Genomic DNA, 14,934 nt, shown 5'->3' with positions numbered 1-14,934 from the left:
ACGGAGTTCCCCAGATGTCCCCGACGAGCACCACCCTGTGCCGCGCCGGCACCGTCACCGCCCTCACCCTGGCCGGTGTCCTGGCCGCGGCGGGCGCCGCTTCCGCGCATGTGACGGTCCACCCCGAGAGCTATGCCAAGGGCGCCACGGACGGTGTCCTGAGCTTCCGCGTCCCCAACGAGGAGGACACCGCGAGCACCACGAAGGTGCAGGTGTTCCTGCCCACCGACCATCCCGTCCTGGGGGTTCTCGTCACCCCGCAGGCGGGCTGGACCGCGAAGGTGACGACCACCAAGCTGAAGAAGCCGGTGAAGACGGACGACGGCACGATCACCGACGCCGTCTCCGAGATCACCTGGACCGGAGGCAGGATCCGCCACGGCGAGTTCCAGGACTTCGACGTCGCCTTCGGTCAACTGCCCGACGACACCGGCCGGCTGAGCTTCAAGACGCTCCAGACCTACTCGGACGGCAACGTCGCCCGCTGGATCGAGGAGGCGAAGGCGGGTGCCGACGAGCCGGAGAACCCCGCTCCCGCGCTGACGCTCACCGCCGAGGGCGCGGCGGACGAGGCCTCGAACGGGTCCGGCGGGGCCGCCGGTTCGGACGCCGACTCCGCGGCGCCGTCGTCCGCGTCGACCCCGAAGGACACCGAGGAGTCCACCGCGAGCGACAAGGCCAGTGACTCCACCGCGCGCTCCCTCGGAACGGCCGGCCTGGTCGTCGGCGTCCTCGGTCTGATCGCGGCCGGGTTCGCCATCGCCCGCGGCCGGAACACCCGCCCCTGACACTCCGCGTCACCCGCCCCGCCGACCGGAAGCCTCCGGTCGGCGGGGCGGCCCACGTCCAGAGGGTCTCGTACCCCCTGACCTCAGTCCTGCGCCGGGCCCTGCCCGGGTGTCTGCCTCCTGCGGACGACGAGGACCGCCGCGCCGCCGACGACGACGAGCGCGATGGCGACTCCGGCGATGACCGGCGTCGCGCCGGAACCGCCCGTCTCCGCGAGGTCGCTGCCCCCGGTGCCGTTGCCGCCCACCGACGCGGGGCTCGGCTCACTGACCGTCTGGGTCGTGATGTCGCTCGCGCCGCCCTGGGTCCTGCAGTCCAGCACGCCCTTGAACCGCTTCGCGAAGCCGCTCGGACCGCTGATCGTGAAGTCGTAGGCCTGGTCCTCCTGGAGCGGGACCGTCATCGTCTGGGCCGCACCCGCGGCGATGGTGTGCTCGACGCCCATCAGCTCGAACGTGAACGCCTCGTCGCCCTTATTGACCGCCGTGATGTCCACACCGCCGTCGGCGCAGTTCTTCTCGGCGGTCAGCGCGGGTATCGCACCCTTCGCCGCCCAGTCCACGGTCGCCGTGGCGGAGACGGTGGACTCGCTGGAGCCCGCCAGGATCTGCGTCTGGCTGCGGGAGTCGGAGGCGAAGGCCCGCCCGACCGGCACGCTCGTGGACGCCTGCACCGTCAGCGACGCCGAGCCGTCCGCGCTGTCCTTCGGTATGTCGAAGAAGAGACGGCTGCCGTCGGCCGCGGAGGTGACCTTCCTGCCGTTCTTGTCGACGACCTTCACCCCGCTGGCCGCCGTGTCCGCGGGCGGTGTCACCGTCACGCCGTCCGCGTCCGTGTGGACCGTGACCGGGCCGAGCCGCTCACCCGCGTGACCGGAGACGGCGGCCGGGGTCAGGGTGAGCGAGGCGTCGGGCTCCGGGAGGTCCCGCGCGTTCTTCTGCAGGTAGTCCGCGAGCTTCTCCGCCTTCGGGTCGACCGCGTCCACGTCGGCGCCGTCCGAGTACCGCCAGATGGCCACCTGGGTGCCCGCCGCCGCGTCCTGTTCGGTGAGCCCGCCGACGCCGGCCTTCTCGGCGAGCGCCGTCAGGTCGTTCACCTGCGGGTAGGAGTTCCGCAGGATCCAGCGGATCCTGCCCGCGTCCTTGTTGCCGCTCAGCGACGTGCCGCTCCAGGAGGTCTCCTGGTACCTGGCGTCCCGCTGTGTGGGGTTGTGCAGGTCGACGCAGTACGTCTGGAGGGTCCCGCCGTCGTCGACGGACATCTCGAAGAGTCCGGCGGAGACCCAGGAGTCCTCGCCGTGGTCATGGATGACCGCCGACCCGTACGTCTTCAGGTCGCCGAGGGTGGCGGTCGCTCCGCCGGGGCTCTGCGGCGTCTCGTCGGCGACGGCCGTGCCGGCGGTGGCGACTGCTCCCGCGGCGACGAGGCCCGACACCAACGTCGCGGCGGCGAGACGGGCTGCCCCTCGCCTGCACGCGGACAACGCAGAAAACGCAGAAAGCACAGAATTCCCCTTCGTGCAGGACCCGTTGACATGGGGGGACGGTCCCGCCAGCAGAATCAGAAGCCCCGAGAGCTGTGTTCGGCATCCTAAGGAAGGCGGCACAACGCTCTCCCCGGTCATGTCGTCCGATAACCGATCCGACTCGGAATCGTTATCACGGTACGGCCGTGAGCTGCGCTTATCGACAAATCCACGCGGTCTGTCGCAGGGCGCATCCGTCGATAAGCCGCAGTCCGGTTAGAGCGTGCCCGCCTCTGACATCACGTCGCCCCGGCCCGCTCCGGCTGCTGTCGGGCGGCGTCCTCCGCGGTGACGGTGTCCTCGGGTGCCGATTCCCAACTCGGCTCGGGCCGCCCGTCTGCCCCGCCGGCGGACTGCTCGCCCTCCTTGGCCGGGCGCCGGAACGCCGACGTGCCGCGGGATAGGTCGTGGCCGATCGCCACCGCGTCGATGTCCGCCGACGTCCAGCTCTGCCCGTCACGGGTCTCGGTGCGCACCTTCAGCCTGCCCTGCACGATGACGGGATCACCCACCGACACCGAAGCCCCCACGTTCGTCGCGAGCGCCCGGTTCGCCCACACCGTGAAGAAGTTGGTGTGCCCGTCCGTCCACGCGCTCTTCTCGCGGTCCCAGTACCGCGAGGTCACCGCCAGCCGGAAGCGCGCCGACGCGCCGTTCGCCAGCTCCCGGTACACGGGCCGTGTCGCCACGTTGCCCACCGCGCACACCATCGTCTCGTTCATCGCGAATTCCCTCCCGTGCGAATGCGTCCGTCGCGGCGACCGCATGCGCTGCGGTCGCCGCGAGATCAGACTGCCTTCGCCGGGCCGGACCCGCCGGGCCCTGTGTACCGCCGGGCGGTTGTGGAGAACCGCGTCACCCGACCGGGGCACCCGCCGGCGCCACACCCAGAACCCGCCCGTACTGCTCCCGCACCTCGCGGTACCGCAGCAGCTCCGCCGCCACCGGATCGAGCACCCGGGCCCTGCCGCACCCGGCCGCCGCCTCGCGCAACCGGCGTTCCGCTTCCAGGCCGTAGCGCCGGGCGGGCCCGCGGGCCGCCATTCTGCTGCTCCACTCGACGGCCGGCCCGCCGACGATCCCGCACACCATCAGCAGCACCGGAACCCCGAGGTTCGGGGAGGTGATGCCGACGATCTGTGCCACCAGCCAGAGCCCGCCGACGACCTGGACGATCGTCATCATGGCCTGCGCGAGCACCGCGACCGGCCACCAGCCGGGCCGCGGCGGCCGGCCCACCGGAGTGACCGCTCGCGCCGCCATGTCGTCCAGCGCCTCGGGCAGCCCCTGCGCGCCGCGTACGGCCGCCTCGCGGACCGCCTGCGCCCAGGGGAGCGGCAGTCCGTACGCCGCCCGGTCCGCGACCGTGCGCACCGCCTGCTCCACCCGCTGGCGCGCGGTGGCCTCCTCGTCCGCGGGGGCCCGCACGGGCAGTCGGCCGGTCGGGGGTTCGCGCCGGTCCTGGTACCAGCGCCACAGCCGCAGCCAGGGGGTTCCGCAGGCGCGGTTGGCGTTGCGGCGCCAGGCACGCTCGGCCGCCTCACCCGCCGCGACGGCACCCACCGCGTCCGCGAGCCGGTCCGCGAACTCGTCGCGCGCCTCCTCGCTGAGCCCGACCCGCCGCCCGGTCGCGTAGACCGGACGCAGCCGCGCGGCCGCCGCGTCGAGATCGGCCGAAATTCGTCGGGCGGCCGCTCCGCGTTCCGCCACGAACTGGCCCAGACACTCCCGCAGTTCACCGATCCCGTCCCCCGTGAGCGCGGACAGCGCGAGGACCGTCGCGCCCGGCTCGCCGTACTCGCCGAGCGCGATGCCGTCCTCGTCGAGCAGGCGCCGCAGATCGTCGAGCACCTGGTCCGCGGCCTCGCCGGGGAGCCGGTCCACCTGGTTGAGCACGACGAAGGTGACCTCCGCGTGCCCGGCCAGTGGCCGCAGATAGCGCTCGTGCAGGACGGCGTCCGCGTACTTCTCCGGGTCCACGACCCAGATGACCGCGTCGACCAGCGCCAGGACGCGGTCCACCTGCTCACGGTGCTGGACCGCGGCGGAGTCGTGGTCGGGCAGGTCGACCAGCACCAGGCCGCGCAGCTGGGCCTCGGCCTCGGCACTCTGCAGCGGGCGTCTGCGCAGCCGGCCGGGGATGCCGAGCCGGTCGATGAGGGTGGCCGCGCCGTCGCTCCAACTGCAGGCGATCGGTGCCGAGGTGGTCGGCCTGCGCACGCCGGTCTCCGAAATGGCGACGCCGGCCAGCGCGTTGAAGAGCTGCGACTTGCCGCTGCCCGTGGCACCGGCGATGGCGACGACGGTGTGCTCCCCGGACAGCTTGCGGCGCGCCGCCGCCTCGTCCAGGACGCGGCCCGCCTCGGCGAGGGTCCTGCTGTCCAGCCGGGTGCGGGAGAGGCCCACCAGCTCGCGCAGCGCGTCCAGGCGTGAGCGCAGCGGCCCGTCGTACGCGAGGGGCGCCGGGGCGGCCGGTGCGGAGGCGCGGGTCTCCACCACCGGGGTCTGGTAGCGGACGGGGGCCGACTCGTTCACGCGCCGCGCGATGAGGCCGTCGTCCCAGACCGGGCCGTCCTCCGCACGCGCGGGGGAGTCGCCCGCACGGGGAGCGTCGCCCTTCCGGGCGGAGCCGGTGTCCCGGGCGGTGCCGTTCGCGCGGGGCGGGGTGTCGTCGCCCTTGCCACGCGCGCGTGGTCCGGCCGCCGGTGCGCTCTTCGGGGCGGCCGCACCGGACGCGCCCTCGGTCCGTGCGCCCTCGGGCCGCGTGTCCTCGCCGTCTCCGTCCGTCCCGGTGCCTTTCCCTGCTCCGGCCGCCGAAGTGGCCTTCTTCGAGGCGTCGTTCTCGCCCGGGGACCCGGAGGGCACCTCGTCGCCGGAGTCCTCGGTGCCCGCGGCGGTGTCCCCGGAGGAGGCGTTCTCCGGAGTGCCCTCCTCAGAGTGCATCTCCTCCTCGGCGCGGATCCCTTCGGGTCGGACCTCTTCGGGACGGTTGTCGCCGGAACGGTCCTCTCCGGGGCGGACGTCGCCGGAGGGGTCGTCTCCGGGACGGTCGGCGTGATCCGTGTGGTCAGTGACGGCAGTCACCGCGGTCACCTCTCCTTCTGCAGTACGGACAGCGCGGCGATGAGTTCGGCCTGGGGTTCCGGGTGGACGTCCAGCGCGTCGAGCGGCGCGAGCCGGCGCTCACGCTCGGTGTGCAGGGCCCTGTCGATGAGCTCCGTGAGCAGCCGGCCGCCCTTGTCGCGCAGCCGCAGCGCCCCGTGCGCCCCGATCCGCTCGGCGAGCCCCTCACCGGCGTTGCGCGCCCTGCGTCCGCCCAGGAGGGCGGTGGCGACGAGCGCGGCCACCACGGAGGGGTCCGGCGCGACGCTCTTGTCGAGGTCGCGCACCTCCTCCTCGGCGTACTCCTCCAGGACGCGCCGCCAGCGGCGTACGGCCATGCCGATCCGGTGCTCGGCGCTCTCCAGCGTGGGGTCACGGTCCGTCAGTCCCGTTGCGTCCGAGGCGGGTTCGCGGCGCCAGGCGTCGTCCACCCGCTCGTCGGCGGCCGTCACGGAGCACAACAGGAGGGCGGACAGGCTCTCCACGAGGGCGTCCAGCAGTTCGTCGGCGCTGCAGTCGAGGGGATAGGCCCGCCACCGTTTGAGGGCGTCCCCGGCGAGCACGGCGCCGGCCTGCAAACGGCCCTTCACGCGCGTGTGTTCGCTGTCGTACGCGCCGTCGACGGCGGCCGTGAGCCGGGTCGCCGCCGCGTACTGGGCGGCCGCGGCGCTCGCCAGCTCCGGCATCCGCGACTTCATGGAGTCGAGCACCCCGTAGGCCGTGCGGGCCATCGCGCCCTGCCGGGCCCCCGGGTCCTGCACATGGTGCGCGAGCCAGGTGCGCAGCGGCGCCACGGCCGTCGCGGGCAGCAGGCCACCGCCCCAGGCGGACTCGGGGAGTTCGGGCACCGTGAACCGCGGGACGTCGCCGAGTCCGGCCTTGGTGAGCAGCGCGCCGTACTGCCGGGAGACCTCGGACACCACCTGGTGCGGCACCCGGTCGAGGACGGTCACCAGCGTCGCCTTGTGCTCCTTGGCGGTACGCAGGAGATGCCAGGGAACGGCGTCGGCGTAGCGGGCGGCCGTGGTGACCATCACCCAGATGTCGGCCGCGCAGATGAGTTCGGCGGCCAGGACGCGGTTGTCGGCCAGCAGGGAGTCGACGTCGGGCGCGTCCAGGAGGGCGAGTCCGCGGGGGAGGGTGTCGGCGGTCTCGATGCGCAGCACCCGCTCCCCGCGGTCGCCGAGGGCGGGGAGTTCGTCGCCCGGCTCCTGATGGGGCACCCACACGCGCGTGAGCTGGGGCAGCACGCGCATCCCGCTGAACCAGTGGTGGTCCTCGGGATGGCACACCAGCACCGGCGTACGGGTCGTCGGGCGGAGCACGCCCGCCTCGCTGACCCTGCGCCCCACAAGGGAGTTGACGAGTGTCGACTTGCCTGCGCCGGTGGACCCCCCGATGACGGCGAGAAGCGGTGCTTCGGGTTCTCTCAAGCGGGGCACCAGATAGTCGTCGAGCTGTGCGAGCAGTTCGTCGCGGTTGGCACGCGCGCGTGGAGCCCCCGGAAGGGGCAGCGGGAAGCGTGCGGCGGCGACACGGTCGCGCAGGGCGGAAAGTGCGTCGAGCAGCTGAGGCCGTACGTCCAAGGTCACCACATGCGAAGAATGCCCAATTTTGGAGGCTTTCTGAAGCATATGGGTATGTCTGCGCGCCGACCGGACACAGGGGGCGGAAGGGATGACTGGGGCGCAGGCATAACGAGTGCACAACACCCGATGCGTGAGGCGCCAAAAGCGGTGCACGATTCGTACCCGCCTGCGATTATCGGGACCGCTTCACCGAACCTCCACATTGAGCCACGGAGGTGAAGCATGAGGGACAGGGATGCGGGAGCCCTATTCTTGTCCCCGGCAAGGTCAGGGATCAGCCCGCACCAGGGCACCAGGACACCGGCCGACACAACCGGCCCCCGTAGCTCAGTGGATAGAGCAGGCGCCTTCTAAGCGCTTGGCCGCAGGTTCGAGTCCTGCCGGGGGCGCCAGTCTCCGCCCTCCCTCGGGAGGGCCTTTTGCTGTTCCGGTCCGGCCGGGCGATCCCGCCGCGCGGCCCCGTCCGGGGCTCCTAGACTCCGCCCTACGGCCCTCCGGGACGGGTCCTGCGGCGCGATTTCCGGCACAACAGTGATCCTTTCGGCGTACGGCATTCACCTCGCCGTACGGCCGAACGGCGCAGCCGACCTCCGCCCCCGGCCCGTCCCGCGGTGCGCGCCGGTCACCTGAGCGTGTGCGAAGTCCTCCCCGACGCGTCGTCGATCTCGTCGTGGGCCTTGGTCAGCAGCCGCATGGCGAGCTCGTTCAGCGCGCGCCCGCCGGCGACCTCCTCGCCGACCCTGGGCTGGTTCGCGTCGGACGGATGGCGGCTGGCGTACCCGTGGGCCCGCATCTCGCTCCCGTCGGGGAGTCGCACGAGGGCCGCGGCGCGCGTGCGGTGCTCGTCCTCCTCGAATTCCATCTCGACGTGCCAGCCGACCGTGGTCCGTGGCCGGGCCTGCGTCTGTGTCATCGCGATCACCTCCGGAGCCGCGTCCCCCGCCGGCCCCCCTGATGGACCCTCTCCTGAAAGTGTCCTCCTCCGGCCCGCCCCGCACGAGACGGGCCGGGGGTCTCGGGGCCGGAAGCGGCGGGCGGAGACGGGCGGTGACGGTCCCGCTACCGGCACGCACGGTGAACCGCCAGGTCACAGCCCCCCGATGAGACTGGTTTCCGTCGAGGGGTGGCCGTCAGGCAAGATGGGGTGTATCTGCCCACTCCCGATTTCAAGCGTCCGGACGGTTTCTCTTGGCTGAGTTCATTTACACCATGCGCAAGACGCGCAAGGCGCACGGCGACAAGGTGATCCTCGACGACGTCACCCTGAGCTTCCTCCCGGGCGCGAAGATCGGTGTGGTCGGTCCGAACGGTGCCGGTAAGTCCACCGTTCTCAAGATCATGGCGGGCCTCGAGCAGCCCTCCAACGGCGACGCGTTCCTGTCGCCCGGCTACAGCGTCGGCATCCTCATGCAGGAGCCGGAGCTGGACGAGTCCAAGACGGTGCTGGAGAACGTCCAGGACGGCGCCAAGGAGCTCATGGGCAAGCTCAGCCGCTTCAACGAGGTCGCCGAGCTGATGGCGACCGACTACTCGGACGCGCTCATGGAGGAGATGGGGAAGCTCCAGGACGACCTGGACCACTCCAACGCCTGGGACCTCGACGCGCAGCTCGAGCAGGCCATGGACGCGCTGGGCTGCCCGCCCGGCGACTGGCCGGTCACCAACCTCTCCGGTGGCGAGAAGCGCCGCGTGGCGCTCTGCAAGCTGCTGATCGAGGCTCCGGACCTGCTCCTCCTCGACGAGCCCACCAACCATCTCGACGCCGAGTCGGTGAACTGGCTGGAGCAGCACCTCACCAAGTACGCGGGCGCCGTCGTCGCCGTCACGCACGACCGGTACTTCCTGAACAACGTCGCCGAGTGGATCCTCGAACTGGACCGCGGCCGCGCGATCCCCTACGAGGGCAACTACTCCACGTACCTCGACAAGAAGTCCGCCCGCCTCAAGGTCGAGGGCCGCAAGGACGAGAAGCGCGCCAAGCGGCTCAAGGAAGAGCTGGAGTGGGTCCGGTCCAACGCCAAGGGCCGCCAGACCAAGTCCAAGGCCCGCCTCGCCCGTTACGAGGAGATGGCGGCCGAGGCCGACAAGATGCGGAAGCTGGACTTCGAGGAGATCCAGATCCCGCCGGGCCCGCGTCTGGGCTCCATCGTCGTCGAGGTCCAGAACCTCTCCAAGGCGTTCGGCGACAAGGTCCTCATCGACGACCTCAGCTTCACCCTGCCGCGCAACGGCATCGTCGGCGTCATCGGCCCGAACGGCGCCGGCAAGACCACGCTGTTCAAGATGATCCAGGGCCTGGAGACGCCGGACACCGGCGCCATCAAGGTCGGCGAAACGGTCAAGATCAGCTACGTCGACCAGAGCCGCGCCAACATCGACCCCAAGAAGACGCTGTGGGCCGTCGTCTCCGACGAGCTCGACTACATCAACGTCGGTCAGGTCGAGATGCCGTCGCGGGCCTACGTGTCCGCCTTCGGCTTCAAGGGTCCGGACCAGCAGAAGCCCGCGGGCGTCCTCTCCGGCGGTGAGCGCAACCGGCTGAACCTGGCGCTGACCCTCAAGGAGGGCGGCAACCTGCTGCTCCTCGACGAGCCCACGAACGACCTCGACGTGGAGACCCTGTCCTCGCTCGAGAACGCGCTGCTGGAGTTCCCCGGTGCGGCCGTGGTCATCTCCCACGACCGCTGGTTCCTGGACCGGGTCGCGACGCACATCCTCGCCTACGAGGGCGAGTCGAAGTGGTACTGGTTCGAGGGCAACTTCGAGTCGTACGAGAAGAACAAGGTCGAGCGTCTCGGCGCCGACGCGGCCCGCCCGCACCGCGCCACCTACAAGAAGCTGACCCGGGGCTGATCGGTCTTGCGCCACATCTACCGCTGCCCGCTGCGCTGGGCGGACATGGACGCGTACGGCCACGTCAACAACGTGGTGTTCCTCCGCTACCTGGAGGAAGCCCGTATCGACTTCCTGTTCCGCCCGGAGAAGGACTTCAAGCAGGGGTCCGTGGTGGCGCGTCACGAGATCGACTACAAGCGGCAGTTGGTCCACCGGCACGCGCCGGTGGACATCGAGCTGTGGGTGACGCAGATCCGTGCGGCGTCCTTCACCATCGCCTACGAGGTGAAGGACCCGGACCAGGTCTACGTCACCGCCTCGACGGTCATCGTGCCGTTCGACTTCGAGCAGCAGCGCCCGCGCCGGATCACCGCCGACGAGCGCGACTTCCTGGAGTCCTACCGGGACGACGAGGACGAGGCCGTCGCGGCATGACCGTCCTGCACCTCGCCGACGCGGGGGAGGCCGCCGATCTCGGGGCCTTCCTCGCCCGGCTGGTCCACTACGACCGTGCGGCCGCCGTGCGCCTCCAGGCGCGGGGCACCACCCTCGCGGTGTTCGGCCGGCCTCCGTCGTTCGAGGTCCTCGCGATCCGCACGGCACGGCTGGCCAAGCCCTACGAGCGGGGGCTCGACGACACCCTCGACGTGACCGTCTCCGCGGGCGAACTCCTGGAGTCCGTCGACGAGTCGGCGTCCACCGCGACCGTCCCGGGCGCCGTCACCGGACCGCCGTGGGCCGGGGTGCTGCCGCCGCGCGGCGGCTGGCGGCAGGAACCGGGGCTGCCCGCCCCGGACGCGGTGCGCGCCACGGTCGCCGCCGTGGTCGCCGAATTCCGCTCCCGCACGCAGGAGTTGGCGCCCGAGCTGCGGACCCGCGCCGAACTCGACCGCCTCGGGCGGGAGATCTGGTCCCGGCCGCTCGGCGACACCGCGCTGCCCGTCAGAGCCGCGCACGCCGCCCAGTCGCTGGGATTCCTGCGCCCCGTCGCGCCCACCGCCGCGCGTGTCCGCCCGTCCGCCGCCCGGACCGCGGACGATCCGCGACTCCCCTCGGGCGAGGGCGAGTTGGGGTTGTACTCGTCGGGAGCCTGGCTGCGGCTGCGCACCCCCTTCGGGTCGATCGCCGTCCGCAGCGCGGGACTCGGTGTCCTGGACGTCAGCGTCCACTGATCCGGTCCTTCGGGAACCGCGGGGTCACTCGGGACGGCTGTCGTCCGGCCACACGCCGATGTGGTCCGCTTCCAGTTCCAGGGCCACGCGGTCCCGCATGCCCAGCGTCCGCGTGTAGTCCGCGGGGAGCTGCAGACGCCCCGCCCGGTCGAGCATCGCGTACTCGCGGGCCACCACCGCCTCCTGGCCCGTCGCCGCGTCGACCTCCGTGCGGCGCAGCACCTCCGTGGACGTCCGGCCGTCGCGGATGGCGACCGTGCGGCGGACCTCCGAGGCGACCGCCTGGTCGTGCGTGACGATCACGATCGTCGTCCCGAGCCGCTCGTTGGCCGTACGGAACGCGCCGAAGATCTGCTCGGCGGTGTGCGAGTCGAGTTCGCCGGTGGGCTCGTCGGCGAGCAGGACGGCCGGCGCGTTGGCGAGGGCCACCGCGATCGCCACCCGCTGCTGCTGACCGCCCGACATCTGGTGCGGGCGCCGGGCGCGGCAGTCGCCGACATCCAGCAACTCCAGCAGCTCCAGGGCCCGTTCGGACTGGGCGCGGCGGCTCGTGCGGCGGGCCGCCAGCTGCATCGGCAGCACCACGTTCTGGGCCGCGCTCAGGTAGGGCAACAGGTTGCGGGCGGTCTGCTGCCAGACGAAGCCGACGACCTCCCGGCGGTAGCGCAGCCGGTCCTTCGCGTTCATCGTGAGCAGATCGCGGCCGGCGACCCGCGCCGCGCCCGCCGTCGGGGTGTCCAGCCCGGCCAGGATGTTCATCAGGGTCGACTTGCCGCTGCCCGAGGCCCCCACCAGAGCCATCAACTCGCCCTCCCGGACCAGCAGATCGAGACCCTGGAGCGCCTGCACCTCCACCCCGTCCGTGGTGAAGATCCGCACCAGACGGTCGCACGTGATCAGGGCGTCGTGACCGTAGGCGGGACGGTCCCGACGCGCGGCGGCACGGTCCGCGAGGTCGGCGAACGTCGGGCCCGAGGGCTGCGCGGAGCCCGCGGCTTCCGTCGGGTCGGCGGTGGTCATGGGCGACTCCCGGTGCTGCTCGTCGAAGGGGTGCGCGAGGTGGCGGCCGAGCCGGTCGGCGGTCTGCGGTGCACGGGTCCCGCCCTCATCGGCCGTCCCCCGCCCGCAGCTCCCGGACCGAACCGCGCCGGCCCGTCCACCACGCCTGCGCCACCGCGACGCCCGTGGCGACGACCAGCACGGCGAGGGACGGGACGAGCAACGAGAGCGCGTCCGTGCGGAGGCGGGCCGCTCCTTCGGGCGCGGGGTGGCCCGCGACCGCGATGGCCGTCAGATCGAGCCCGGGGGACAGGAGACGGATGGCCGCCCAGCCCGTGAGCGCGCCGCCCACCGCCGCCAGCAGGGCCTGGGGCAGGGACTCCAGGACCAGCAGGCGGCGCCCCTGGGCCCGGGTGAGGCCCATCGTGCGCAGCCGGGCGAGGAGCGCCGAGCGTTCCGGGGCGGCCCGCACGAGGGCCAGCAGCAGGGCCAGCACGGCGTATCCGGCGCCTGCCGCGACGGCCGCCGTGTAGATCCGCTCGGCGCCGGACTGGAGGGGCGAGTCGACGTACGCCGCCCGCACCTCAGCGCGCAGCCGTACGTCCACGCCATCGCCCGCCGCCCTGCGCAGAGCGGCCCCGTCGAGGTGGCCGCCGGTCAGGAGCAGCGCGGTCGGCCGCGCGGCCCGCCGGGTGAGGGCCTCCCGGTCCACGACGAGGAAGTCCAGGTCGGTCACGGCGGGCGTCACGTCCCGTACCGCCGCGATCCGGACGGTCACCGTGCTGTCGTCCTCCAGCCGCACGGAGAACGGGGCGGTGCCGAAGCGGTCGGCGAGGGAGGGGGAGGCGATGGCGGGGACGACGGCTTTGCCGGTGCCGGTGCCGGTGCCGGTGCTCGGTCCGGCGGCGCGCAGCGTTGCCGCCGGGAACCCTCCGAGGCCCAGCTCCCGGGACAGATGTCCGTAGGCGCCCGGTTCGACGCCCACGAGCGCCGCCGTCTCGCCGGCGGTGCCCGAACCCCTGCCGGCCTGGGCCCGGTAGGCGACGCTTACGGGGACCGCCTCGCGCACGCCCCGGGTGTCGCGGATCCGGCCGGGCAGGGCGGTGGGCAGGGCGTGGGTCGCCTCGACGCGGGCGTCGGCGCCGATGGTGAGGAGGGCCGCGCGGTCGCGGGCGGTGTGCACGCCCGCGAGGACCGAGCCGCCGAAGGCCGCCGTGGTGAGCGCCGTGAGGAGGGCCAGCAGGGGCAGTGCCGTGGAGGCCGAGGTGCGGCCCGCGCGGGCCAGCGAGAGAGGGGCGACCACTCCGCGCAGCCGCCCGGCGGGGCCGGACAGCCGGCGCAGGGGGAGCGGATAGAGCCGGACGAGGACCAGCGCCGCGATGACGCCGACCAGCACCGGTGCCAGGGCGACCAGCTGGTCCCCGGATCCGCCGGCGTCGGCGGTCCCCCCGCGTCGCAGGGCGGCCACCGCGGCCGTGGCGAGCACCAGCACGGTGAGTTCCGCGACGGTGCGGCGCCGAGAGGGACGTACGGACGCGATGTCCTCGCGTCCCGCGTGGACGCGGACCGCACGATGGGCGTACGCGGCGCGCACCGGCAGGGCGGCGCAGGCGAGGGCGGTCACGGCGAGGGCGGCGGACACGGCGTAGGAGAGGCGGCCGTGCGGGACGGCGAGCAGGGCGGCCCCGAGGCCGAGCGCCCCCGCCGGGACGGCGACGACGGCCGTCTCGGCGAACAGCCGTCCGAGGACACCGGGCAGCGAGCCGCCGCGGGCGCGCAGCAGGGCCAGCTCGCCGCGGCGGCGCTCGGCGGCGAGACCGCTCGCCATGAGGACGACGACCGCGGCGACCGTGCCCGCGCCGAAGGCGGCGACGGCCACCAACGGGGCGATGCCGGAGCGCAGTTCGGTGAAGGACGACAGGACCTCGTCGAGATCCGTCGTCGCGTCCGTCAGCGGGTCCACGCGCTCACGGATCCGCGACAGGCCGGGTCCCGACTCCAGTGCGGCGACCGAGGAGGCGAGCCCGGACACGTCGTGGGCGGCCGGGCCGGACGTGTCGGGGGCCACCTGCCAGTACCGCTCGGGCTTCCCGGGCGTGCCGAGCAGGACCGGTGCCGCGTCCGGCGCCAGCAGCAGCGCGCCGATCCAGTACGTGCCGCCGTCGCTGGGCAGTTGGATGAGGGACGGCTCGCGGATCAGCGGGGTGGACATCCAGTACGCGCCGTCCGGCGCGCGCGGCGCGACGATGCCGGTGATCCGTACGGTCAGCGGCGCGCGCTCCAGGCCGGGCAGGTGGATCACCGAACCGACCTCGATGTGCAGGGTCCTGGCGGTCTCGGTGGTGACGGCCGCCTCCACCTCGCGGGTCGTCGCGGTGACCGAGCCCGTCGCGTGGGGCAGGCGGCCCGACGCCGGACGGGAATGGGCGCCGAGGGCGTTCTGCGCGACGAGGGCGATACGCGGCGGCAGCCCGCTCGGCCGGGCCAGGAAGGAGTCCGACGCGTTGGTCGGGTTGGCGGTGCGCACCCCGTACGAGGACTGGTCGCGGTCGGCGACCAGGGGCTTGTCGACGGCGGCCAGCACGGCGGCGTACCCCTTGCGCAGCGCGGTCTCGCGCAGGGCGTCCTCGCCTTCCTGCCGGGAGAGCTCGACGTCGGGCCGCGGGGCGAAGAACTGGACGGTGGTCCGTCGCGGTGACGCGTCGTCGAGGGTCCGGCGCAGGCCGGCGTCCTCGTACCGGTCGACGGCGCGCGGGAAGGCGGCGGCGAGTGTGGCGGTGAGCGCGACGAGCAGGGCCAGCGCGAGAGCCGCCGCGGGGGCGGCGCGCAGCCGGGTGCGCACCCAGGGGGCCGGCACCCTCGGCCCGTCCCGGCGGGTGCGCCCACGCGTTCCGGCCTCCGTACCGTCGTCCGTGCCCGTCAT

11 protein-coding genes and 1 tRNA gene are annotated in these 14,934 nt (G+C 73.1%); 5 read left to right on the top strand and 7 right to left on the bottom strand.

Features of this window, described 5'->3' with window-relative positions; genetic code table 11:
- Positions 1–14: 14 nt before the first annotated feature.
- Positions 15–788, top strand: a complete 774-nt coding sequence (locus AB0C62_RS05555; protein ID WP_362969815.1) for a YcnI family protein — start codon at positions 15–17, stop codon at positions 786–788.
- Positions 789–871: 83 nt separating this feature from the next.
- On the opposite strand, the gene AB0C62_RS05550 is transcribed toward AB0C62_RS05555, so the two are convergent.
- The 4 genes from AB0C62_RS05550 to AB0C62_RS05535 form a co-directional block, all read right to left on the bottom strand.
- On the bottom strand, positions 872–2,293 hold the full coding sequence (locus AB0C62_RS05550) for a Cys-Gln thioester bond-forming surface protein (RefSeq protein ID WP_362969813.1): 1,422 nt from the start codon (positions 2,291–2,293) through the stop codon (positions 872–874).
- Positions 2,294–2,553: 260 nt separating this feature from the next.
- Positions 2,554–3,036, bottom strand: coding sequence for a single-stranded DNA-binding protein (locus AB0C62_RS05545; protein ID WP_362969811.1), 483 nt, complete (start codon positions 3,034–3,036; stop codon positions 2,554–2,556).
- A gap of 133 nt (positions 3,037–3,169) precedes the next feature.
- Entirely contained in the window at positions 3,170–5,407 is a 2,238-nt protein-coding gene (locus AB0C62_RS05540) for a YfjP family GTPase (RefSeq protein WP_362969809.1), read from the bottom strand.
- Entirely contained in the window at positions 5,404–7,011 is a 1,608-nt protein-coding gene (locus tag AB0C62_RS05535) for a dynamin family protein (RefSeq protein WP_362969807.1), read from the bottom strand. The genes AB0C62_RS05540 and AB0C62_RS05535 overlap by 4 nt, the downstream gene beginning before the upstream one ends.
- Positions 7,012–7,321: 310 nt before the next feature.
- On the opposite strand from AB0C62_RS05535, the gene AB0C62_RS05530 reads away from it, so the two are divergent.
- Positions 7,322–7,397: transfer RNA gene (locus AB0C62_RS05530), tRNA-Arg, on the top strand.
- Between the two features lie 230 nt (positions 7,398–7,627).
- On the opposite strand, the gene AB0C62_RS05525 is transcribed toward AB0C62_RS05530, so the two are convergent.
- Positions 7,628–7,918, bottom strand: coding sequence for a DUF1876 domain-containing protein (locus AB0C62_RS05525; RefSeq protein ID WP_362969805.1), 291 nt, complete (start codon positions 7,916–7,918; stop codon positions 7,628–7,630).
- A 275-nt stretch (positions 7,919–8,193) separates the two neighbouring features.
- Between AB0C62_RS05525 and ettA the strand changes: the two genes are divergently transcribed.
- From ettA to AB0C62_RS05510, 3 genes are read left to right on the top strand one after another with little or no spacing between them, the layout of a single operon-like run.
- Positions 8,194–9,858, top strand: coding sequence for an energy-dependent translational throttle protein EttA (ettA, locus tag AB0C62_RS05520; RefSeq protein WP_362969803.1), 1,665 nt, complete (start codon positions 8,194–8,196; stop codon positions 9,856–9,858).
- A gap of 6 nt (positions 9,859–9,864) precedes the next feature.
- Positions 9,865–10,275 carry a thioesterase family protein gene (locus AB0C62_RS05515; protein ID WP_081217319.1) on the top strand — a complete coding sequence of 137 codons (411 nt, stop codon included), beginning with the start codon at positions 9,865–9,867 and terminating at the stop codon, positions 10,273–10,275.
- Positions 10,272–11,012 carry a hypothetical protein gene (locus AB0C62_RS05510; protein ID WP_362969801.1) on the top strand — a complete coding sequence of 247 codons (741 nt, stop codon included), beginning with the start codon at positions 10,272–10,274 and terminating at the stop codon, positions 11,010–11,012. The genes AB0C62_RS05515 and AB0C62_RS05510 overlap by 4 nt, the downstream gene beginning before the upstream one ends.
- Before the next feature lie 24 nt (positions 11,013–11,036).
- Here the strand turns inward: AB0C62_RS05510 and AB0C62_RS05505 are convergent, their stop codons facing one another.
- Both AB0C62_RS05505 and AB0C62_RS05500 read right to left on the bottom strand, forming a co-directional pair.
- Entirely contained in the window at positions 11,037–12,032 is a 996-nt protein-coding gene (locus tag AB0C62_RS05505) for an ABC transporter ATP-binding protein (protein ID WP_362969799.1), read from the bottom strand.
- A gap of 85 nt (positions 12,033–12,117) precedes the next feature.
- Entirely contained in the window at positions 12,118–14,934 is a 2,817-nt protein-coding gene (locus AB0C62_RS05500) for an ABC transporter permease (protein WP_362969797.1), read from the bottom strand.

Source organism: Streptomyces sp. NPDC048643 (assembly GCF_040650615.1).
Classification (GTDB): Bacteria; Actinomycetota; Actinomycetes; order Streptomycetales; family Streptomycetaceae; genus Streptomyces.
Note: the sequence above shows the minus strand (reverse complement) of the source record. Positions and strands in the feature narration are given on the sequence as shown.